Below are 23,571 nucleotides of genomic sequence, written 5' to 3'. Positions count from 1 at the left end.
CTTATGTTACCTATATTATTTATAGTTATAAATCCAAAATTGCATGGACTTCAACGAAATCTCCTTTTATGACTTCCATCTTATGGAAGGTTATTGCCTTTATTTCGGTTTTTCTCTCATGCTTGTCCCAGTCGATGGCCTCTCCTTTTATTGATGCCTTCAAATTCAATTTTTCATCAATTTTTACATGAAATTCGTTGAATAACATGAACTCTATCTCGTGGTGGAACAGCAACTCCTCCAAATAGTCATAGAGAAGCGAAACTTCGTCTTCAGAGGTTATTTCAAATGATATTTCCTTTTCAGCACTGACATCCTTTGTATCCGTTATGATATTAAACATTGCAGTTCCTGCATTTTCAAAGGCTTCATTTAGGTCATTACCATATGCCTTAATGCCAATGTCGGCAGTTACTTCGAAATAATCATATTTTTTCATGAAAATTTACCTCCAAATAATACTTTTCAAATGCTCTCTCGCCTTTTGTTTATATATGGACTTCAAACAATTTAAAATATAGTGATAAAAATGTTGAGAAATAATAATGACACCACAATTCAAGCGGACTTAAGAAAAAGAAGTTCAATAGTAGATGAAGTTTTATACAGCGGTTTAGATGTTCAATCTTGCATGGTAATGCTCGTGGTCATAGCAGCATTACTTTTATCTGTTATTTCTGTTGTAGCAGCGCAAAATCCGTTTATTATCTAGGATTAATTGATTTTACAATACCAAACCCTTAGCTGCACATTAGATGAGCTTACCATGCAAACACTCTAATGTTAACAGAAACTAATTTCCCCAGGAAAGGTCAGATTTGATAATCTTCGGGGTTGAAGCGCAATATGATTTGCCTGGATTGACCCCTTGATCCTTTTCCTGTAAATTTGGTATCGATTAATCTTACGAATTCAAGTTTTTCCAGGGTCCTGTTGAATGACGCATAACTGGAGCCTGTCTTTTGTTTGTATTCCTCTGAAAGATCTCCTGCCGTATATATGCCATCATAGTCAACAATCATTTTCAAAAGCTCTTTTTCAACGTCGTTGAGAGATTTCAATGTTTCGGAAACGTTGATGGAAACCAATGAGTCTATGGCCTTGTCGAAGTGCTCCTGAGTTATTTCACGGCTTGCTGAAGCTTCCGCAATATTGCCGCATGATTTCAGAAGATTGATTCCAACTCTCAAATCACCATTTTCCAGCGTATACATGGCAATCTGCTCCAGAATGTCATCACTCAGCACTCCTGGGAAAAATCCTGCCTTTGCCCTGTCCCTTAGGATGTCCTCGATTTCGGAGTATTTGTAAAGCGGAAACATGATTTCCTGAGGAATGAACACGGTATTGACGTTCTTGTCAAAGGCATACTTGAACTCCAAATCAGAGAGGATTGCAAAAATAGATGTTCTGACTCCAGGATATTCCTCATAAGCCCTGAGCAAATCGTACACTACCTTGTTTGCGTTTTTTGATTGGAAAAGATAATTGATGTCGTCGAATGCTACAATCAGGGACTTTTCATTTTTTTGAAGATTTTTCATGATTTCGGCATATATTTTTGAAAACGGAATTCCGGTTTCAGGGGGAAGGTATCCGAATACCTTTTTATAGACCTGTGAAAATATTCCGAAACGGGTTGTATGAATCTGGCAGTTGACATAAACACATATGACTTTTTCTGTAGTCTTTTCAACCATTTCAAAGACTTTCTTAATGGCTGTTGTTTTGCCTGTTGCCGGTGAGCCCAATATGATTGCATTTGACGGCTGGCCTCCTCTCATGGCAGGCCTTATTGCCATTGCCATGCCTTCCATTTGAGTGTCCCTGAAATTGTAGTTCGGAGGCATATAATCCGGGTCAAAAGCGTTTATGTTATTAAAAAGGCTTTCATCATACATCAAAATATCTTCAATTCCCATATTATCTACTTATATACAAATTATTATAAAAAATTATTCTTTCATGTTGATGATTTCAACGTTTTCGTTTTCAACCACCCAGTCGGTGAACTTTTCGGCGTAGATGAGCTTTTTCCTTTTGAAGTCATCAGCCTTCTCCAGGGCGTTTTCCAAGTTAGGTCTGGAATACTTTGTAACCACATCACCGAAATCCATTCCGGCAAGGATGATCTGTGATGCTCCAAGGGCCACTGAGAGAAATATTGCCCTGTCGCCGTCTGTGAATCCGCCGAAGTTGTAGAGGTTTCCTATAGGCTGAGCCTGGGTTGTGCCCAATACGTTGTTGAAAAATGGAGTCAAGGAAGCTATCTTTTCAATGTTGTCTCCATGAGCGTGAATTGCTATATTGGCTCCCCTGATATTGGCGAGCATGATGTCATCAAGGTTTCCGTCAAGGTCTGTTACAACTATATCCGGAGAGATTCTCTCTTCAATCAGTGCGGTTGTTGCACCGTCTGCTGCCACAAGAACGTACTCTCTCAAATCATAATTTTCCTTCAAATCCTGTATGTGTTCGGTGATTGAAGGTCCGGCACCAAATACGATGAACTTGTCTGAAAAGCCCACGATTTCAGCCAGATCATTTAAAGTCAAACATCCTTCGGTTGATAGGATTTCATCCAATAGCTTTGCTGATTTTTCATCATTTTCACGTGAAAACCCAAAATCATCTAGAATTTCTGTGTAATATTTTTCCCAGAGTCCAAATTCCATATTTAAACCTCACTGATATTAATTTTAGCTTTAATTAATTAAATAATTTATTGTTTATGAGAAAAAATAAATATTGATTTAAGAGCGTAAAATTACAAACAAAAGTCAATACTGCTTTTTTAGCTTGAAAAGCTTATATAGGAATGGTTAAAAACTATTATTTGCATTAATGTAGTTTAAAAAAAATTTCCGGAAATTTCAAATATGAGAGGAATATCATGAAAATTAAAAAACCATTTCATATAAATGATGCAACGATTAAATATTCATCATTAGCGTTTAGAAAACGCCAACATCAATATTTGAAGTTACCAGGAGAATATATAAGAAGATATCCCACAGAAGTCGTCCTGCCCAATATGGAAACTGGAAGAATGGATGAATTATATTCCGTGAGAGTAAAAGAAGGAGAAATGTTAATAAATCTTGAAGAAGAATCAGAAAAAATAAATGATGAAACTTTAAAGAAATTTGGAAAATACAAAACATTTGGAAGTTTCATATACGGATTGCCTTTTTTAACTGCAGTAATATGTATGAAAGATCCCATTGATTTTCCAGAAGAGTATGGAACAAGTCCAACAGACATTATTCGTCCAATATACGTATACTTCTCAGAAAAAGAACTTTTAGAAAAATATAAAAACCTTATTAAGAACATTAATCAAAACAATATATTAAGTAATGATGAAGCACTCTCTATTGCATTCATTCCAAAATATATTTCAAAAGAACGTGCCCCTTCAATTTGTGAAACATTGGCAAGTATATTTGAAGATGCAATAATTCCAGATAAAGCATTAAAAAGAGATGTTGCAGTCATATTAATGACAATGATTTTAAAACATGTTAACGGAACAGAAAAACAGAATAAACTAATCGAGATGATGAACATGAAAGAATATGAAGACGAAATAGATGAAATCGTGAATGATAAATATGGAGATGAACTCTCAAAAAAAGACCAAGAAATAAAAGAATTAAATCAAAAACTAACAAATAGCGATATAGAACTAGCAAAAACCGATGCAGAACTAGAAAAAATTAAAAAAGAGTACAAATCAAAAATTGAAAAATTAAATGAGATGGAAGATTTAAATACTCCTCAAGCTAAAAAAATACTCAATTCATTGTTAGTTTTATTAAACAGTTAATTTCTTCATTGATTAACCACATTAACGGCCTCACCGGTCACACGAGCATAGAGATTGTTGATTTGCCTTAATGTAAAGCCTATCATGAATGCTGAAATCACGGTACCGATGTATACAGCTCCAAATACGTTGCTATACCACAATCCGCACATTACCAGAGCGATTGTAACCATTGATGCATCAACAGCAATCTTTATTGTTGAAAATCTCCAGTTTGTCACTATTGCTATTGATTCGACTACGCCTTCGCCCGGAAGAGGTGCGATATTGGCAGGCATGTACACGAATATCCCGAATGCTATTAATATGATGCTTGCAATCAGATAAAGTGTGCACATCACTGCAGAACCGTCAAATGGGATGAATGATACAACATAGAGTGCCACGTCAGTGAAATATCCGAAAAGAACGCAGTTGATGAGCTGCAGCAGCCTCTTTTTTTGAAATCTTGAGCGCAATATCAGAAACTGCAGGAAAATCAGGGCGGCATTGAATACGAATGTGGTTATTCCTATGTCAATGTTTGTAATCAGTGCCAGAGCATAGGCAATTGAGCTTATTGGAGTTGTTCCAAGCATTGAGGTTATTGAAAACGCCACTCCAATGGACATTATGAACAGTCCCCCAACAAACAGGCAAATCCTTTTAATCATATATTTAATAGAATTTAACCTACTATAAATAGCTTTCATGCACTCGAGTTATGCAGACGATAGCAATATGGAAATAACCTTCCACTAAATCATATGCAACTTGACATATCATAACCATTATATAAAAAATTCATTATAAAATTGAACAAAATTACAAAATGTACCCTTCAATTGTCCCATAATTGAATAAATCTGCATATTAAAAATATTTAATAAGTATAAAAACAAGAGATATATATAGCTTGCAATTAAGCTAATACACGGAGGAATATAATGAACGATATTTTATTAATGCTTCCTGGACCGACAACAGTAGACCCAAGAGTACTCAATGCAATGTCCAAAGCTGTTGTTAACCACAGAGGCGCTAAATATGGTGAAATCTTAACTGAAACCACTGAATTAATGAGTAAAGTTTTCCAAACCCCAAATGATTCTTATTTATTAACTGGATCTGGAACTGCAGCAATGGAAGCCGGAATTGCCAACACTGTAGCTCCTGGCGAAAAAATGTTAAATGTCGTCGGCGGAAAATTCGGAGAACGTTTCATGAAAATAGCACAGACCCATGGAATAGAATCCAAAGAATTGGCAGTTGAATGGGGAACAGCTGTAACTCCTGAAGCTATCGAAGAAGCATTGGAAGCTGATGAAGACATCAAAGCTGTCAGCGTAATCCACAACGAAACTTCCACAGGTGTTGCTGCACCTATCGAAGAAATCGGTAAAGTCATGAAAAATTACGACGCATTATACATCGTGGACACCGTATCTTCCCTTGGAGGAGACTATGTTGATGTGGAAAAGTTCGGCATTGACGTCTGTCTTACCGGATCTCAGAAATGTTTGGCTGCACCACCGGGCATGGCCGCAATTACCTTAAGCGACGATGCATGGGCTGCAGTTGACAAAGTAGAAACCAATACATTTTATTTAGATTTAAAAGCTGCTAAAAAAAGCGGAGACAAAGTTCCACCTCAAACTCCATACACCCCATCCGTTACACTTACATATGCAATGAACGAAGCGTTGAAGATAGTTATGGAAGAAGGACTTGAAAACAGGGTTGCACGTCACCACAAAGCTGCTAAAGCAAGTGTAGCTGCTGTTAAAGCTTTAGGACTTGAATTGTTCGCTGATGAGGCAGTGTCATCTGCAACAGTAACTGCTGTAAAAATGCCTGAAGGAATCACCGATGACCAGTTCAGAGGCACAATCCGTGACAAATACGGCGTTGAATTGGCTGGAGGCCAAGACCACCTGAAAGGAAACATTTTCAGAATCGGACACATGGGATGCATTTCCTACAAGGAATTGACCCAAACATTCGCCGCTATCGGTATGACCCTGAAAGGTTTAGGCGTAATCGACGATGCAGGCGCTGGTGTTGCATCAATTGCAGAATCATACTTATGATTCTGTCAACTTTTCTTTTTTTGTTGAAATTTTAGTTATAAGTTATAATTTCTAAGAAAGCGATTTTTGTAATAAGTTATAAGTAATATATTTTTTGCATTGCGGAAAATTTTCATGATAAGTTATAAGGAATATATTTTTTACATAGGATAAGTTATAACTGAGAAGTTACACTTGAAATGCACCTCTTATGGTAAAAGTTACAAGTTATAAGTGAAAAGTTACACTTGAAACATATGTCTTTACAGTTGAAGTATATCTTATAAGGGAAAAGTTACACTTGAAAAGTATGTCTTATAAGTAAGAAAAGTAATACTTAAGGAATGTTACTATGCACTGCTGACAAGATTAATCAAAATCTGAATGTCCCCTTGATTATACACTACACCATTTAAGAAATCATTATCCTTATCTTTCTTCAGCATGCACCTAATTTCATCATGGCTTAAATGCTTAGAACTAAACCTTTTTTTATCAATTAAATGTTTTAATCCTAAACAGATAAGTTTATCAATTAAATCATTCTCAGAAATACCTAGAACCAATGCTTGTTCTTTTAATCTCTCTTTTAAAGTATTATCATTAACATCACTTATTTTAAACTCTGACACTGAAAACCACCCTATGAGTGTAATTTTTTGAATTAAAGAACCGATTTTCTTTAGCATATATTTAAAAATGAAACAATTAATTAAATATAATATCTCCACCTATATAAACTTTAACATCGAAATGAACCCCATTAATACGATTGAACCAATGAAAAAAAAGCACAATATAAAAATATTTTAAACATTAATGCCAAATATTAAATCAACAATAGGATGTGAAAATATGTCAGAAAACATTAGAACAACCGTTGAAGAATTGCACAAACTAATTAATGTAGACAATGTAATCGGTTCACCAATCGAAACAGAAGACAAAATCATAATTCCAGTAATGAGGATGGGAGTCGGATTCGGTGTTGGAGAACATCTTATCGGCAATGAAGGAAATGCAGCAGGTGCAGGTGCAGGTGTTGAACCAATATGCATGGTAGTAATCCCTAAAAAAGGAACCAGTGCAGACGGCATCCGTGTACTTGGCTTAAGCAAAGGAAACGACACCAACAAGGCACTGACCGATTTAGGTTTGATGATCAGTGACCTGATTAAAAGCTACATGAACTCAGACACCGAAGAGTATGACGAATCAGAATACATTGAACCGGAATTCACCACTAAAGACATTGAAATAGACGACGAAGAATAGGGATTAAATATATGTTAAACATCCTAGGGATGATTATCTTAATAATCATCTTATTCATAATTATCCTATTATATTTGGGGGTCCGAATCACGTTCATTTACGATAAAACCGGCCCCAAATTCCAGGGATGTTTAAAGATACTTATTTTAAGAAAAATCAAGGTCTACTCAGTCCACATTCCCGATGAAGATGAAGACAAGAAGGAAGATGAGGACAGAGAGCATGAAAGGCACGACGTCAAAAAGATTCTCGAGTTGGCCAAGCCGTGCTTTGGATACTTCAAGGACTTTCTTGAGTCATTTACCAAATGCATTCATGTTGCAAGACTTGAAAACCATCTCATTTTTGGCCTTGACTCCTATGTGGACACCGCCAAATACATAGGATACATTTGGAGCCTTATGATTATTTTAAACAGTTCGCATGAAAAGGCAAGACTGTCTGCTGAGCCTTCATTTAATGGAAGCGTCATTGACGTGAAAGGAGATAACGAACTTGACATCAATCTGCTTAAGGTCATACCTCCGGCAGTCAGGCTGATTTCAAAAAAGGAAGTTCGCACATTAATAAGGGGGATAAGAAATGGATAAGCATATCCAGAATCTGATGGAGGAGCACCTGAACTTCACCGTGAAAAACAAATACCTTTTCCATGAACTTTGCGGCCTAACATTTGTTTTCAGAAGGGAGATCCTATGCCTGAATGACCAGGCAAGTTCATCTGAACTTCGGCCGGTCGGAATAATTTATGAAGAAAATAATGAATATTACTATGCCCCCCTACATGAAGGGGATGAAATAGATGAAATTGTCAAGGCTTTTGTTGAAAAAATTTAGCGGGGAAGGGGAATATCCTCACTTCCAACGACAACCTCAACCACCAGCGGACCTGCCAGATTACTCTCAAGGACATATTCCAAATCGCTGATGTTGTCCACACGAACGGCATCGATTGAATAGCTTGAAGCCAGCTTCACGAAATCCGGATTTTTCAAGCTGACCTGATATGGTTTCATATCATATAACTGCTCCTGCCATTGCCTTATGATACCATACTCTGAATTGTTGAGGATAAACACTATGACATCAAGATTGTTCTCTTTTAATGTTGCAAGTTCCTGAAGGTTCATCTGAAAGTCTCCGTCACCGTTAATGACAATGATCTTTTCACCTGTTGCGATTGCAGCTCCGATTGCAGCCGGAAGACCATAACCCATCGGCGCAAGGCCGCCTGAAAACAACAGCTGCCTTGGCTTTAGTGATTTTTTAAGAAGGGTTGTCCATGTGGTGTGGCTTCCAGCATCCGAAACTATGACATTGTCATCGAACTTATCAAGAATCCTTTTAATGGCCGCTTGAGGTGACATGTCATCGTCAAGACCATCGATTTCGATATTATTATCAATCTTAAGAATTTCGCCAAGCCAATCTACCTTCTTAAACCTGGCTTCTGCCAAAAAGTCTGAAACCTTGCCGTGAATGGAGTAATTTCCTACCAATACGTCCTTGTTTATGTTTACATGAATCAGATTGTCCGGGATTTCAGGTAAAGTTCTTTCGCTGGCCTTAATTCCAAGTGCCACTATGCAGTCCGCATTTTCAAATGCGTATTTTGCACGAGGGGTTGCGCGTATTCCAACCAATCCAAGGTTCAAATCGTCCTTTTCTGATATTATGCCCTTTGCATGGAAGGTTGTTGTCACCGGAATGTTGTATTTTCGTGCAATGCGCTCGATGTTGGATTTTTCTGAAATCGCACCGGCACCGAGGATGAATAAAGGTTTGGATGAAGAATCTATCAGCTCCTGAGCTTTTGTGAGATTTGACATGTCATCCTCACACAGATAGCACAAGTCAAAGTCCTGAAACTCCTCTGAGAGCAGCACATCCTTTGAAAGGTTGATGTGGATAGGCCCTTTTGGAAATGACTTGATCTCATAGATTGCCGCCCTTAAAACGTACATCGCTTCGGTTCCGTTTAAAGGATTGTATGAAGCGCGTGTGATGTTTTTAAAGACTTCAACCTGAGGCAGGCTCTGGAAATGGTCACTTCCCCTGTATTTAAGCTCATTATCACCGGTTATGACAAGAATCGGAACGTTGTCCTTGTATGCAGTTGCAACCGCCATCGTAAGGTTGAATGCTCCCGGAGAAGCCGTTGCAATGCACACCCCAACATTTCCGCTTGACCTTGCATATCCGTCTGCAGCATGTGCAGCCGCCTGTTCGTGGCGTGTGAGAATGTGTGTAATGTCTGATTCGCTAAGCGCCTTGTAGAGAGGCATTATCTGCTCGCCAGGTATTCCGAATACCTCTTTGATGCCTTCCTCTTCAAGGATTTTGACCAGATTGTCTGCAACATTCATTCTTCCTTCTCCTGATATGACCCGTCATACTCCCCTGAGCCCTTAACGTCGAAAACGACTGCCTGAGCAATCCTGTCACCGGATTTTATCTTATATTCGAAATCCCCGTGATTGTAGATCATGAACATCAGCGTTCCGTAAAAACCTGGGTCTCCAACGGCAGTCTGGACTGAGATGAATGATCGCAGGAGGGTTGAACGTGGAAGGTAAAGCATAGTGTAGCCTTTAGGAATCTTTATTTTCCTTTTGATGCTTGCAAGATATGCAGTATGCGGCTTTAGCGTGTATATGTCGCCTTCAAGCTCTTCAATTTCAGGCAGCTGCTTTTCGTTGTCAATAAGTGAGCCTCCTGAGGTCTGCACATAAATCTTATCCAATTCCAAATCGATTCCGGACGGCTGAACCAAATCGGCGAAATCCGGAAACACCTTAACAAGTTCTTCTTCACCAAGCATAATATCAAAACCTTTTAATAATTTATTTATACTATCTTTGTAATAAATTTTAATTGGTGATAAAATGCCTGTAATAACAATAGCTGGAAATGACGGAATTAGTATTGAGAAAAAAAGAGAAATGGTTAAGGAAGTATCTGAAGTTGTTGCAAAAGCATATGATTTGCCAATCGAAGCAATAACCGTACTTGTTCAGGCTTATCCAAAGGAAAGCATTGGAGTGGCCGGAGAATTGCTGTCTGATAGAGAATAATTATTGAATTGAAGGGAAATTCTTGTGAATTTCCCATAGTTCAAACCAAAAAAGAACTAGTATTTGCCTTTGCAAATACAATATGATATTGGTTTGGACGCTATTTATAAATTTGTTTTTTTATATCCCGAATCTGTTTTTTCAACAAGACCTTTGTCAATCAGGCTTTCAAGGTTTCTTGTAATCTTATCCTCGAAGTTTTTAGAGCGGTATCTGATAAGGGATTTTTTGATATCGTCAATTGAGGCTTCATTACCTATTGCATCATAAACGCTCTGCTCGAATGGCGTTAGGGTGAAAATCACATCCGTAAGTACTGACTTTTCATCGTTAATGTGCGAAAATGACCACACATCATCAGTTGCCTTTACTCCCAGTTCACTTTCAAGCTCTCCAATCAAGCCTTTAAGCTCATCGAGGTGCGGATGACTGGCCAGCCCTAACTTGTGCTTTGATATTTTCGAGAGGAATTCGCTATAGACATTATCCAAATCGAAATCATCTGTTTTTGACGAATCAAGGACATAGACCTTATCGTCAATGACCTTTACGACCTTATATGTCTGTGTTTCATCGCAGAAGTTGACAATGTCGAATTCGTTTACGTTCCAGCAGTGGTCCATGAGGAAATTCCTCACAAACTGGGCATCCTCCAGATTATCGTAATATCCGAAGATGTAATCGTCACTTGCAATCTGCTTTTTGATTACGAAGGTGTCGAAGACCCTTGTGATGTTCAAACCGTATTTGGAGTTGTTCGGATTTCTTTTATGCCTTTTGACCAGTTTATTAATAGTTTCCTGTGACGGTTCGCTTTTGTATTTGGCAATCAGATGGATTTTCCCATCAAGAACTGTTAAAACAAGATAATTATCGTTGAATTTGACTGTCTGAGGGATTTCATCAAGATTCCAGTCGTTTTCTATGAGTAAATCCCTGATGAATACCGCATCGTCCAGATTGGCAATTTTGGCATATGTTTTTGAGTTCTTGACTATACTGCAGGAGTTGACGTTTTCTCGGATGTACTTTTCGCTCATTACTTATAGGTTTATCTTAGGGATATATAATTTAATCCATTATTATAAATTTAGGCATACCTAAAAATTTAAATATGAAAAAAGTCATAGAATAACATAAGTGAAATAACACTCCAAAGTTATTTCAAAAAAATAACCCTAAGGAGGAAAACTATGATTATTGGAATTGAAAATCTTAAGGAAAAAATAAAAGAAAAAGAAGAGACGGAATAACCGTCTTTTTAACTATTTTTTAACTACAGCAGTCTTTTTGACTGTGTCTTTAAGGTAACTGCACTGATAGGTTACTTTACTTTTAACTTTGAGCTTTTTTAAAACCCCTGATTTTACTGTTACTTTTGCAATGCCCTTCTTATTGGTTTTGGCATTATATGTCTTGCCGTTGAATTTGAAAGTGACTTTTTTGTTTTTAAGCAATGTCTTGCCTTTTTTGAGTTTGGCTGAAAGCACCAGCTTTTTGGCTGATTTTTTGACTGAAACTGACTTTAATGTGATTACATGGACATTGACGGTTTTTGTTGACTTTGAGGTTTTGTATTTGGCGGTTATTGTGTGCTTTCCCGGCGCCAATGTCAATGTTGCAATGCCTTTTGAATTGGTCTTCACCTTTTTGGTGGCCTTGTCAACCTTGAGTGTGACATATGCGTTTTTGACAAGCTTTCCGTTGACATGGACCTTCATCTGGGCGTTTTGGCTTGAAACCTTAACGGCAGTCAATGTTATCTTCTCCGGCAAAATCTCAATGAATGTAAGGAGTGTAGCATTAAATCCGTTATCCCCAATATAATATGCCCATACATCGTCATAATTTCCTGCAGGGATATTTTTAAGTGACATCCTTGCCTTACCGTTTGCAAGCTCTGCAGTGTAGTTCTCATCGCCAATGGCGAAGATTACCTTTCCCTTTGCCTCTTTAATGGCGGTTACGGTGATGTATTTGTCCTCTCCGACATACATCTCATACGGACACTGGATTTCCGGGCGAATTTCAATCACTGCTGATTCATCGCTTACGTTAAAATCATCGCCTGTGTATCCTGCAGTGAGATTGTACCTGCCGGGAATCAGATTATCAATCCTTATTTTGGCCTCCCCTCCAACAAGCTTGGCGCTTTTGTAAAGTTCACCGTCAACATACACTTCAAGGCTTCCTTTTGCTGATTTTGGCAATACCAGTGACACCTCATTTTCCAAATCGAAATGTATTGCTGCCGGAGTGATGATCTTGTACTGGATTGTGAAGTTCAGGGATTCCCTCCATGGGAAGTATTTCTCATCACCCTTGAAGCTGAAATCAAAGGTATGGTTTCCGATATCCAATCTTGACACGTCAATCTCAATCCATCCTGAATTATCTATGCTGAAGTCCTTGTACGGCACGGAGTCTATGCTTATGTTAATCAGGCTCTTTTTGAAGTCTGTCGGAACGATTGCTATAATCTGGCTGTAGTCCCCATATATGAATGAGCCGAAGCGGGAGATGTCGACATAGTAGCTTGCATTGACATCAACGATTTTAGACCTGCTGAATTTGCCTGCATCGTATCTCACTTCCACCGTATGCTCACCGCAGGTCATGTCCTTGAATAGGGAGTGTATGAGGTCGCCATTTTCCTCCAGCTTATCTTTAAAAACCAGTCGATTATCCACATAGACAGTGACAATACCATCACGATTCTTGATGGTTTTTATGCTTATGCAATCGTCATGTTCAAAAACTATGTTTTTAGGCACGTGCATAAGGATATCCACCACCGTAAAATTGAAAGTTTTAGTGAATTTCCTGTAATAGCTATCCCCCATATAGACTATGGTGACGTTATGATTTCCAAAAGCCAGGGAATTGAACCTTGTCTGGTTGAGGAATGTGTAGTGGCTGGCAGTGAGATTGAAAGCATACTCACCGTCAATGTAGATTCTGATTTCGCCGTTTGCTGATTCAGGAAAGTACAGTGACACATAACCTTCAGGGTCATCCCTTAAAATCTCTTCGGCAAAGCCTCCGACAGTGTAGTTCGGTGCAAACCTCATGACCTTCAGCGTGTAGTTGGCGATTTTAATGTCATTGAAAAAGAGATTGATGAAATAATTAGCATGGTCTGAGTCCTTGTTTGCCACATATAATGAAATTGCCTCCTTAGGGATTGTTATTGCAACCTTGACTGAGGAGGATATGTTTTCATTGTAAAACTCCACATTGTTGACTGTTGCCTTGAGATTGCCTGAAGTGTTGTCGGGCAATTCAACGTCGATTGATCCCAAATCCTTTTCATAGACGGATTCATTGTATGAAACCTTAATGTCATCGGCGATTTGAGTGTCATTGACACTGTCTGAAGCCGCAACAGGACCCAAGAGACAAATAGCCATCAGAAATATGAAAACTAAAATGAGTTTTGATTTGTACATATTATAAAATATGTTACAACTACTATATAATAATAAAAAAAGAAAAAATAATGAAATTAATCATTATTTTGCAACTTTAACGCTTAGTTTTACGGTTGCCTTCTCATAGGTGGCCTGATAATTTACAGTATTTCCAACTTTGAGAGCTTTAAGAACATTAGCCTGAACAGTTGCTGTTGCAACTCCTTTTGAGCTTGTAAAGACAACATATTTATGTTTACCGAACTTGAAGGTGATCTTCACGTTGTTTATGCTTTTGCCCTTTACCTTCTTGAGGGTTGCTGTCAATTTCAGGCTTTTTGCTGATTTCTTGACTGTAACCTTCTTGAGTGTGAGGACCTGCTTTACGGTAACCTTCTTGGTGAGTGTGGTTGCCTTATACACTGCCTTGACTGTATGTTTGCCCGGAGCGTGTGTCAATACGACAGAGGCATAACCTTTAGCATCGGTTTTGGCAGTAGTGACAAGTTTGCCGTCAACATAAAACTTGACGCTCTGACCTTTTTTGACCGCTTTGCCCTTATAGTCCTTTACCTGAACTTTGAACTTGGATCCGTCAAGATAAAACATTGACATGTCCTTTCCAGATATTGATGCCTTTTTGGCGGTTACAGTGTAGTTTGCAGTATATTTAAGACTGTCCCATCCGTCATAGACTATTGAAAGCTTATGTGTACCTGCAGAAAGGCCTGCAAGTGATATTGACTGTTTTCCACCATCCAAATCAACTGATTTCAATTTGTTGGCTCCATCGTAAACTATGATGCTTCCGACAGGATTGGCATCTGAAGTCACGGTGATTGCCTTGTCGCCGTCAATGATTGTTGATGTCGGAACGCTTATGGCCGGATAAACGAGAATTTCAGCTTCATAGTCAAAAGCGCAGCTTCCGTAATAAGACAATTCGAAATAATGCTGACCGACACCGAGTTTACCGAAATCAATTGTTGCAACTCCATTTACGAATTCCACAACATCTGAGTATTCGCTGTCAAGTGAAACGTCAACTGCACCTTCAGCATAAGGCAGTGTTATTGTCACTGTTGCCTTTTTGCCGTATTGGACGTATTTATCGAATTTCAAATCAAGATTTACTGATATTTCCTTGTATTCGTCAGCGACAACATAGTCTGTACCTGAGTAGCTTATCTTCATCTTGTGGTTTCCGAATCCCAGATATGAGAGCGGAATTTCAGCTATTGACTTGTCGCCATAAGGTGCGAATCCGAAACTGGTGACTGCAGCATATACCTTGTAGTTTTCATCATATTCTGAGAGAACCAGTCTTCCCTGCGGATCTTTAGGCAGAACCAGTGAAATATGGTTGTCTTCACCAATCTTGATTTCTGAAGGCACGTTGATTTTACCGGCAACACTTATTGTCTTTTCAACTGAAAGAGGATAGTAATTGCCTTCGCCAGGGTGTGATATTGATATTACATGGTTTCCCATTTCAAGGCCTGATGCGTTGATTCCGACTTCAGTGCCGTTTTTGATTACTTCATATTGGACATTATCGACTTTAACGACAAGCTTGTCTGTACTTAATCCTTCAGGAATGTCAATGACATATAATTCATCATCTGAATAGGCTGCGGTCTCTTCAGCCGGCTTGAATGTGTATGAAACATTCATGACAACTGTCTTTGAAACTGACGGGAGATTTCCTTTCTCATATGAAACCTTGACTGTGTAAGTTTTGAATGGAAGTGATGCCATGCTTACGCTTGCATATCCGTTCTTAATTGCTTTACGACCAAATTCCTTGCCGTCAACATACACGACCAGATTTCCTGTTACGCTTGGAAGTGATTTGACTGATATTTCATCATTCTCGCCTATTACGATTGCCTCAGGAATGGTGAACACCAAATCTGTGGCCACTAAATTCACTGATTTTTCCAATGGAGAATATCTGTTGTTTCCAGAAAAGCTTAGGGTCACATTATGGTTTCCTGTGTTGAATCCGTCTTCAATATTGAATTCAAGTGAATTTAAATCTTCACATTCGAGAACGTCATAAAATTCGCCGTCAACATAGAGTGTCATCAAGCCGTCTTCTGCAGTAAGGAAATCGACTGTGATTGGGATGTTTGCCTGATTTGAAAGCACGGTTTCGGGAGCGGTAATGTTCATTTCAAAGATGTCCTTGACATATCCGTCGGCAGACATGCTATAGAAATAGCCGCTGTTTGAAGAGTATGTGATGTCAAACCTGTAATGTCCCCAGTAGAATGTTGAAAGCGGCATTACAAATCCGTCTTCCACCTGTGCACTTTTTGTTTTTTCATCAGCCACAAATGACACTTCACCTTCAATGAATCTTGAAATCTTCACGTTCATTTTACCGGTTTCGCCTTTTGGAAGGTTGATTTGAATGCTGTTTTCATCCTGAGGGGTTTTGAAACTGTTGACTATTATCTCAGGAGTTATTTCAAAGTGACCTTCGGCATTCTCGCATGCATAGTCATTACCTGTGTATCTTGCCTTGAAGTCGTGGCCTCCAAGTGCGAGTCCGTCTAAACTGATTTCAGCCAATCCATTTGTGAGCTTGGATGTCTTGACATCACCGTCGACTGAGACTTCAAGATTTCCTACTGCATTGGCCGGCAGTCTTAGGATGAATGTGGCATTGTTGAACTTCATTTGAGGAGAATATATGATTCCCGGTTTGACATTGACTGTGAGCTTTGCGGATTTGGAGCCGTATTTGTCACTCCAGGAGCAGGACACCGGTATCTGGTTTGTTCCGAGCTGGAGATTTTTCAAAGGAACTGTGATGGATGATTCCCCGTCGTTAATCTGATATTTTTCATTTCCTACTGTTATGGTTCCGGTTGCTCCGAACGGGAAGCTGATTTTTGCGGTTCCAACCTGGCCGTAGATCACGTTTTCGTTTTCGACTTTGGCGTCGAAGTAGTAATCATTGATATTATATGTCTTTGACTTTGCAACAGGAGAGTATTTGTCGTCACCGTAGAACTGGAATTTTACTGTGTTCTTTCCGAATTCATCAATAAAGACCTCGTAAGGAAGGTTTGCCCTTGCATCCTGACCGCTGTCCACCCTTTCATTGTTAATGAAAAGAAGCACTTTGGATTTCATGTCTTCAGGCAGCTTGAATGTGATTTGTGCAAATTCCCCTGCCTTTATTTCATCCGGCCAGTTCACTTCCACGTTAGGATTTACGGTTCCTGTACCATACTCGTATTCATCAAAATCCTCTTCTCCATCATCGTCATCGTCCGCCACGATATCCACATCGTCGGCAGATGTGACATTGTCTGAAATTGCTGTGTCTTGCGATGCGCTTACCGCACCCAACGTTAAAATCAGTAATAATAGACTAATCAATATGATTTTATCAATCTTCATTGTCAAAACCCCTAATTATATATTATATAATATAGGCTTGAACATTTATAAAATGATATGTAAAAAATATTTTTTAAAAAAAGAAAGGAAAGGGATTTGAATCCCTATTTTAAGATTTTGGCAGTCTTTTTGACAGTGTCCTTCAAGTATGTCGCCTGATAGGTCATCTTATTGCCGACTTTAGCATTCTTAACCACATTAGGGTTTTTTATGGTGATTTTTGCAACACCTCTTGAATTGGTTTTTGCAGTTGCCACCTTTTTGCCGTTGATTTTGAATGTGATTGATTTTTTAGCAAGATATTTGCCGTTGACCTTAGCCAATGTTGCCTGCAGAGTAAGCTTTTTGGCCGATTTTTTAAGTTTTGTGGTCTTGATGGTCACTATGTGTTTTACTGTCAGCTTTTTGGTTTGTGTTTTTCCAAGAGCTGTTGCGCTGATCTTGTATGTGCCCGGAACGTTTTTGACAGTGTAGGTTGCAACACCATTGCTGTTGGTGGTTGCTTTTCCGACCTGTTTTCCTGCAATCTTGAAGATGACTTCAGTGTTTGGAGCAGGGTTTGCGTCAGTGCCGTACACTGTAACTGAGTATTTGGCGTTTGCAGTGTATTGGACGCTTGTGTCCTTGGCCTGGATTTCAGGGTCAGTGAATACTGTAAATGAAACTGTTCTGTTTTCAGCCAGGTATTTTGCATCCCCTTCAAAGGATATGAAAGCATCATAGCTTGCAACCTTAAGGTTAGGGATTGAAACGCTTGCAGCTCCACTGTCAACAGGAGTCTTGTAATTGACCTTGTCGAGTGTCAGTGTAATCTTTCCTTCGGATTTCGGAGAGGTTATGTTTATGACCACGTCATCGCCGAACTTTACCTTTTCGGTTACTGTGACATTGATGTTTGCTTTGGCTTTTGAAACCTTAACCATTGCGGTTTTCTCATCCGCCTTGAAGTATGTATCACCTTCGTATGCGACTGCATATGTGTAGTTGCCTGCAGTCAGGTCTTTTACTTCGTATTTGGCGGCTCCGTTGACTACTGCTACTTCCTCACCGTTTACTGTGATTTTGCCTGTTGCATTCTTGCTGATGGAGATGCTGATTATGGCAACGTCACCGGCAGTGATGTCTGCACCAGTAGCTGTCAATTCAGCGTCCTTTTTGGCATATACTGTGACTTTAGCGGAGTTGGTTGAGTTCAGGTATCTGTCATCGCCCAGGTAATCGACTGTAATCAGCAACTCACCAACGCTAACGTTTTTGAGGGTTGCTGAAGCTTTGCTGTTGTTTAGAAGTTTTTCCTCACCGTTTATGCGGACAGTACCGGTTGCGCCTTCAACTGTCACTTCAACTTCAAGGTCGCTTCCTTCAACGACACTGTCCTCAACGCCGATTACAATTTCAGGAGCTGCAACCTTAGGTAGTGTGGAGACTCTGAATCCTTGGAAATATCTTTCGAATTCACCGTAGTTTCCATTGTAGATAACGCTGTATCCGTAGAAGCCAGGTTCTGCAATTATTTCGTTTAAGTCAAATGATATTGTGCCGTCGACTGTGACTTCGAATGTCTTGATTGCGTCAGGTTCGCCTTTTGAGTAGTTTGCATATACTGTCACTGTGGCTTTTCCATTGGCATCGGAAGGTAATTCTATGCTGACAGGTTCAATCTTGCCGATCTCTGAGTTTTCAATGCTGGATTGACCATATGGATACTGAACACGGAAATAGGCCCCTCTTTGGAAATCTTTAGCTTCTCCGTCGAGAGTTTCTTCGGTTGCAAAGACATGATAGTAGCCGGCCGGCAGACTTGTGAATGAATAGCTGGCCCTGCCGTCAACGATTGGAACAACGACAGTTTTGTATACATTTTCAAACTCACTATCATCATCTGTGATTATTGAAAGAACAATTCTCAATTGACCAGGTCCCTTTTCAGCTGAAACGAAGGATATTGTCTTGTTATCACCAAGGTTTGTGTAATATCTGCCCCAGTCTACACAGTCAATCCAAATATAGGTTGATACTTCCTCAACGTCATAATCATCACCGGTGTATGAAGCCTCGAAATTATATTCCCCAATACTTAAATTGGCGAATGAGTAATATGCCTTGCCGTTTTCAAATGAAACGAGTTTGCTGTCTACTACGACATTCACCATAAATCCTTCCTCATCTTCTGTTTCCTTTATGACCTTTACATTGAACTTGCCTTTTGCATCATCAGGCAACATCAGATAGGTTCCATTATCATCTCCAACAAGCATATTATTTGATACCAGCTGAATTTCAGGGTAAACTTCAAGGACATATTTGAATTCATCGGCAGGATAGAAATCGTCACCTGAGTATTTGGCCACGACTGTGTGGTTTCCAATTGAGAGCCTGGACGGATTGACTGTGAATTTTGATGAGTTTCTCACAAAGTCCATTATCTTTCCGTCAACAGTTATTGTCAACTCGCCGTTTCCCAAATCGCTTGGCACATAGACTTCGATGATGTTGTCTTCACCATAGAGGTAATTTCCTTCCATTGAAATTGCATATCCGAAAAAGACCTCCTTGCTTTGTGTGGCGATTCCGTATCTGTCATCGTCATAGATTACAGTCACGTTGTGCATTTCACGGGAAATTTCAGCCAATGAATATACGTACTGGGTCTGTTCGGTAGCACCAGCGTCAATCTTTTCTGTGAGATATGTCTTGCCGTCAACCAGGATTGTGACTGTTCCTTTGGCATCATCATTTACGCGAACTTCTATGTCGTTTGCTGAGACGTGGGTCCTGTTGTTTAGAACCATCCTGTCCGGAATGTAGATTGCTCCTGAAACCACATTGAATTTTGCTGAATCTGAGGACATTCCCTGATATTCGCTTGTGAAGTTAACTGAAAGTGAGTGTTCACCCAGGGCGAGTCCTGTGGTGTTGAGGTAGAAGTATCTTGTAAAGTCATAACCCTCTGTTTGGGTGGTTTCCACCGCTTTTCCATCCACATACAATGTGAGATTACCGTCGGCATATCTTGCTATGGTGAATTCGACATAATTGCTTGGATTGTCCTTTATTGCTTTTTCTGTAACATATGTTATGTTAACGTTGATGTCATATTTGTCGACCACATACATGGTGTGCCAGGTTCTGTCAAAATCATCCTTATTCACCTTATCATAGTAATAATTCACCACAATTGAATATTCGCCTTTGTTTAAACTGGACAATGGGATTTTAGCCTGACCGTTTACAACTTCTGCAGTAGCGAAAACCACATAATCCCCCTCAAACTCATAGTCCTGACTAAGCAGGTAAAATGCTTCTGCAAGACCATTTGCATTTTCAGAGACAGATACTGTAATATATTCCTCACTGCCGGCAATCATTGATTTTGGAAGATTGACTAGAGGAGAGATATACATGGAATAATACTCTTCCTGAACCTCATAGGAGCCGTTGAAGGAAACGAAAAGCTGGTTTACGCCCACTTTCAAATCGTTCAATACAACAGTGGCGACACCGTCTTTTGCTTCGCCGCTGCCAAGTAGATTGTAAACTTCACCGTCTTCCCCATTATAATCAATTTCATAGACACTCAAAGTACCTGTTGCATCCTTAGGCAGATTGACATAATACTTGTAAGGTTCTCCCCAGATGCCGCTTCCTTCAGATTTGATAGGCGCTTTCACTGTGATATTAGCATCGGCAGAATATTCACCGAATTTCCTATCGCCCGGATAATAGATGTGTACTGTATTCAATCCGAAATTCAATTCTGATGCATTGCAGTAATATTCTCCCATTTCCTCATCGCTAATTACATTGAATTTTTTGCCGTTTATGGTAATTACAATATCGCTTTGATTCAATACCGGACTATAAACATAGAAATAGCGACTTCCATACTCGACTTCATAGTTTGTTGAAATGCGATACATGGAGTTTGTTATATTATATTTGAAGGTGATTTCAGCCGGATTGAACAGTTCGCTTCCGGTATACACCGCCCTGAAGTCATGTTCTCCGAAGCGGTTGAAGAAATAATAGAAGTTAGGATATTCGACGTCCAAAGTATCGATCTGCTCGCCGTTTGAATAAACCTCAATCTCACCGCCAACGTCGAATTCCTCACCAGGACCTTCGCCATTAACGGAAATCCAAAATTGGACATTTTCATCATAACATACTTCGTCATACACTGTGACCTCCATAGTCACATTGTATTTCTCTTCAGGCACGTCGCCCATAACATCCTCTTCGATGCCGTCGGCGACGACCTCTTCATCAACTGGAGATTCGATAACATCTCCAGCGTCGTCATCAGCTGCCACAACGTCAACATCACCTGCTGCGCTGACAGCCCCAATTGTTAAAACCGCTAGCAACAGCAACGTTGCCAGCATTATCTTTCTGTAATTCATAATAAAACCCTATAAAAAATATATTCCATTGAATATACTTTTATTTTAGATTGCTATTTTATATATAAATTATGATTTAAATCGAATGAAATCAGCATATTTTTTAAACAATGTAAATATTTTAAAAGAAATTATAATATTTGATATAAAATATTTAACAATTTAGTAAAAAAAATAGAATGATTGTTAATTAGTGTTAAAAAAAAGTTACAATATTTTGGATTATTGGAAAATTATCTGCGCGGAATAACTTTTGAAATTGCTTGCGAGTTGAAATTACATGAAAAAGTAAATATTGATGCAATGACAATGGGAAATTAGTGTATGAAGAAGTAGACTCAAGAGTGGATTGGGAAGATCCATTCATTAAAGTATTTGCAATTAAAAAAGAGGCATATTCCTTTTTAACAGGCGTTAATGAAGATTTTGAAGGAAATGTTAAAGGATTCATTGAAGAATCACACCAACAATTCATTAACAAATTAGAAAAACAACTAAAAAAGAATAACTTCACATCAGAACACATAGAAAAAATAATATACATTTCCAAACCTTTAATCACAAACCAATGCAAATCTATTAATAATTCTATTGAAAAATACAAAAAAGACACCCTAATTTATACATCTGAATCCATTGAATATTTGTCAAATATGATTTTTTGTGATTTAGCAGAACATCTATTAAACTAACTGGATTAAAACAAAAAATATCCTCTGAATTAGAAACAGTTAGTATTGAAACTGATGTTAGACAAATAACAAAATCAAATAATTTTAAATGGATAAAAAGGAATAGTGAAAAAATTAAATATTAAAAAATATATAATTTTAAGAAGGCGGTACAATGTTGTTCATGCCAAGGAAAAAAGCTATAGAACTAAAAAAAAATCTACAAAAGGATCATGCCGAGAGATTGCGAAAAATGAATGAGGAAACATTTAGAGACAAGAAAAAATAATATCTCTAATTAGATGAAACCCCAAAATACAAAAAAAGATTTCCTCATGAAAAATAAAATTTTCAAATAATCGCTCCAAACCAAACCATTACTTTCGCCAAAATCATTTGAAGTTCAAATCATGTCAATAACGGAAAGGTACATTTCAAGTGTAAAGGCCGAAGAGTCCTATTTTTTTAAATTAAACGATTTTGAATGACATTTCCAATACGAATTCCTAATTTTCAAAAATCCACATTAACACTGCCCAAAATGGAAAACATGTGAAAAATCAGGATTTACTGGCAAAATTTTTCCATACAGTAACTGACATTAACACCCTGAAATTGAAATTAAAGACTGAAAAATCAAAAATTTGATAAATTGAAAATATCAAATTCACCAATTATCCTCCAGATGGAATTTGACATTAACATCCCACATCGGAGATTTTTGGATATTCGAGGTTGAAGCTTGAAAACAGAGATTAATGGAAAATAATTCAATTCTAGATATTGAACGAAATAGTGTTTTTAACTGATTGAAAGCATTATAATCTCATTTGAGAATTTTAAATCAAAAATCACTTCCAACTCGGCAAATGCACCATTGAAAATTAATCGACATTTAGTACCCCAATAATCTCCACTGAATATTTTTGCGAATGCAATTCACTAAAATTTTCTTCATTTTTGAGTTCATTTTCAAAATTTTTCACAATACCGACCCCCAGTAAAATGAAAATTTAAAGGTGAATTTCAAGTGTAAACGTCTGACGGCCTATTTTTGAAAAACGAAGCCCATTTGAACCTTTTTTGAAAAATTATTTTTCAACTTGAAAACGGAGATTCCACATCACTCCAAAGGGGGAAAATGTGAAAAATTCCGATTTACTCGCAAAAAATTTTCATACTATAACTAAGGCAGAATCCCTGAAAATGAAAAAGAAAGTCAAAATGAATTTTTTAAACATGGCCTGAAATCATGGCCCCCACATATATGATGAAAAATCATGACACCTCCTAAATCAACCATGAAACATGTTCTTGAAAATGTTGAATTGCAGGCCGGAAACTTGATTAATGGAAAAAAATTCTATTCAAGAAGTGACATGAAATGCCTTCAACATGACCAATTCTGCCATGTTAATGTCGATTGAAACATCCAGAAAACATACAC

19 protein-coding genes are annotated in these 23,571 nt (G+C 38.3%); 8 read left to right on the top strand and 11 right to left on the bottom strand.

What is annotated here, in order from left to right; translation table 11 throughout:
- Positions 1-25: 25 nt before the first annotated feature.
- The 3 genes from Q0W26_RS00250 to Q0W26_RS00240 form a co-directional block, all read right to left on the bottom strand.
- Entirely contained in the window at positions 26-439 is a 414-nt protein-coding gene (locus Q0W26_RS00250) for an archease (protein ID WP_298521324.1), read from the bottom strand.
- Positions 440-812: 373 nt separating this feature from the next.
- Positions 813-1,922: an ORC1-type DNA replication protein gene (locus Q0W26_RS00245; RefSeq protein ID WP_298521323.1), complete on the bottom strand. Its 1,110-nt coding sequence runs from the start codon at positions 1,920-1,922 to the stop codon at positions 813-815.
- A 33-nt stretch (positions 1,923-1,955) separates the two neighbouring features.
- Entirely contained in the window at positions 1,956-2,675 is a 720-nt protein-coding gene (locus Q0W26_RS00240) for a 6-hydroxymethylpterin diphosphokinase MptE-like protein (RefSeq protein ID WP_298521322.1), read from the bottom strand.
- 218 nt (positions 2,676-2,893) lie between these two features.
- Here Q0W26_RS00240 and Q0W26_RS00235 point away from each other — a divergent pair, with 218 nt between their 5' ends.
- The gene (locus Q0W26_RS00235) at positions 2,894-3,829 is read left to right on the top strand and encodes a hypothetical protein (protein ID WP_298521321.1); all 936 of its coding nucleotides are present in this window, start codon (positions 2,894-2,896) and stop codon (positions 3,827-3,829) included.
- Positions 3,830-3,834: 5 nt separating this feature from the next.
- On the opposite strand, the gene Q0W26_RS00230 is transcribed toward Q0W26_RS00235, so the two are convergent.
- Positions 3,835-4,482: a YitT family protein gene (locus Q0W26_RS00230; RefSeq protein WP_298521320.1), complete on the bottom strand. Its 648-nt coding sequence runs from the start codon at positions 4,480-4,482 to the stop codon at positions 3,835-3,837.
- A gap of 273 nt (positions 4,483-4,755) precedes the next feature.
- On the opposite strand from Q0W26_RS00230, the gene Q0W26_RS00225 reads away from it, so the two are divergent.
- A complete protein-coding gene (locus Q0W26_RS00225) occupies positions 4,756-5,898 on the top strand; it encodes an alanine--glyoxylate aminotransferase family protein (RefSeq protein WP_298521318.1) in 1,143 nt (380 codons plus the stop codon).
- Between the two features lie 329 nt (positions 5,899-6,227).
- Here the strand turns inward: Q0W26_RS00225 and Q0W26_RS00220 are convergent, their stop codons facing one another.
- The gene (locus Q0W26_RS00220; protein WP_298521316.1) at positions 6,228-6,509 is read right to left on the bottom strand and encodes a hypothetical protein; all 282 of its coding nucleotides are present in this window, start codon (positions 6,507-6,509) and stop codon (positions 6,228-6,230) included.
- A 223-nt stretch (positions 6,510-6,732) separates the two neighbouring features.
- On the opposite strand from Q0W26_RS00220, the gene Q0W26_RS00215 reads away from it, so the two are divergent.
- Genes Q0W26_RS00215 through Q0W26_RS00205 form a run of 3 tightly spaced genes read left to right on the top strand, consistent with a single transcriptional unit; the run spans position 6,733 to position 7,989 of the window.
- Positions 6,733-7,152: a GerW family sporulation protein gene (locus Q0W26_RS00215; RefSeq protein WP_298521314.1), complete on the top strand. Its 420-nt coding sequence runs from the start codon at positions 6,733-6,735 to the stop codon at positions 7,150-7,152.
- Positions 7,153-7,181: 29 nt separating this feature from the next.
- Positions 7,182-7,742 carry a DUF2953 domain-containing protein gene (locus tag Q0W26_RS00210; RefSeq protein WP_298521312.1) on the top strand — a complete coding sequence of 187 codons (561 nt, stop codon included), beginning with the start codon at positions 7,182-7,184 and terminating at the stop codon, positions 7,740-7,742.
- Positions 7,735-7,989 (top strand): hypothetical protein, encoded by a 255-nt coding sequence (locus tag Q0W26_RS00205; protein ID WP_298521311.1) that lies wholly within the window; start codon positions 7,735-7,737, stop codon positions 7,987-7,989. Before Q0W26_RS00210 ends, Q0W26_RS00205 begins: the two co-directional genes overlap by 8 nt.
- Here the strand turns inward: Q0W26_RS00205 and Q0W26_RS00200 are convergent.
- Both Q0W26_RS00200 and Q0W26_RS00195 read right to left on the bottom strand, forming a co-directional pair.
- Positions 7,986-9,518 carry a thiamine pyrophosphate-binding protein gene (locus Q0W26_RS00200; RefSeq protein ID WP_298521310.1) on the bottom strand — a complete coding sequence of 511 codons (1,533 nt, stop codon included), beginning with the start codon at positions 9,516-9,518 and terminating at the stop codon, positions 7,986-7,988. The genes Q0W26_RS00205 and Q0W26_RS00200 overlap by 4 nt on opposite strands.
- Positions 9,515-9,973: a deoxyuridine 5'-triphosphate nucleotidohydrolase gene (locus tag Q0W26_RS00195; RefSeq protein ID WP_298521308.1), complete on the bottom strand. Its 459-nt coding sequence runs from the start codon at positions 9,971-9,973 to the stop codon at positions 9,515-9,517. The genes Q0W26_RS00200 and Q0W26_RS00195 overlap by 4 nt, the downstream gene beginning before the upstream one ends.
- A gap of 64 nt (positions 9,974-10,037) precedes the next feature.
- On the opposite strand from Q0W26_RS00195, the gene dmpI reads away from it, so the two are divergent.
- Positions 10,038-10,226 carry a 4-oxalocrotonate tautomerase DmpI gene (gene dmpI, locus Q0W26_RS00190; RefSeq protein ID WP_298521306.1) on the top strand — a complete coding sequence of 63 codons (189 nt, stop codon included), beginning with the start codon at positions 10,038-10,040 and terminating at the stop codon, positions 10,224-10,226.
- 104 nt (positions 10,227-10,330) lie between these two features.
- Here dmpI and Q0W26_RS00185 read toward each other — a convergent pair whose 3' ends face one another.
- The 4 genes from Q0W26_RS00185 to Q0W26_RS00170 all read right to left on the bottom strand — a co-directional run bounded on the left by Q0W26_RS00185 (position 10,331) and on the right by Q0W26_RS00170 (position 21,453).
- A complete protein-coding gene (locus Q0W26_RS00185; protein WP_298521304.1) occupies positions 10,331-11,266 on the bottom strand; it encodes a hypothetical protein in 936 nt (311 codons plus the stop codon).
- Positions 11,267-11,491: 225 nt separating this feature from the next.
- Entirely contained in the window at positions 11,492-13,636 is a 2,145-nt protein-coding gene (locus Q0W26_RS00180) for a hypothetical protein (RefSeq protein ID WP_298521303.1), read from the bottom strand.
- Between the two features lie 102 nt (positions 13,637-13,738).
- Positions 13,739-17,050, bottom strand: a complete 3,312-nt coding sequence (locus Q0W26_RS00175) for an Ig-like domain-containing protein (protein WP_298521302.1) — start codon at positions 17,048-17,050, stop codon at positions 13,739-13,741.
- A gap of 104 nt (positions 17,051-17,154) precedes the next feature.
- Positions 17,155-21,453 (bottom strand): hypothetical protein, encoded by a 4,299-nt coding sequence (locus Q0W26_RS00170; protein WP_298521301.1) that lies wholly within the window; start codon positions 21,451-21,453, stop codon positions 17,155-17,157.
- Positions 21,454-21,773: 320 nt separating this feature from the next.
- Between Q0W26_RS00170 and Q0W26_RS00165 the strand changes: the two genes are divergently transcribed.
- Together Q0W26_RS00165 and Q0W26_RS00160 are read left to right on the top strand one after the other, a co-directional pair.
- The gene (locus Q0W26_RS00165; protein WP_298521300.1) at positions 21,774-22,145 is read left to right on the top strand and encodes a hypothetical protein; all 372 of its coding nucleotides are present in this window, start codon (positions 21,774-21,776) and stop codon (positions 22,143-22,145) included.
- 1,259 nt (positions 22,146-23,404) lie between these two features.
- On the top strand, positions 23,405-23,551 hold the full coding sequence (locus Q0W26_RS00160) for a hypothetical protein (RefSeq protein WP_298521299.1): 147 nt from the start codon (positions 23,405-23,407) through the stop codon (positions 23,549-23,551).
- Positions 23,552-23,571 lie beyond the last annotated feature (20 nt).

It is taken from the genome of uncultured Methanobrevibacter sp., from assembly GCF_947169325.1.
GTDB lineage: Archaea > Methanobacteriota > Methanobacteria > Methanobacteriales > Methanobacteriaceae > Methanocatella.
This window is presented reverse-complemented; position numbering and strand designations above follow the sequence as displayed.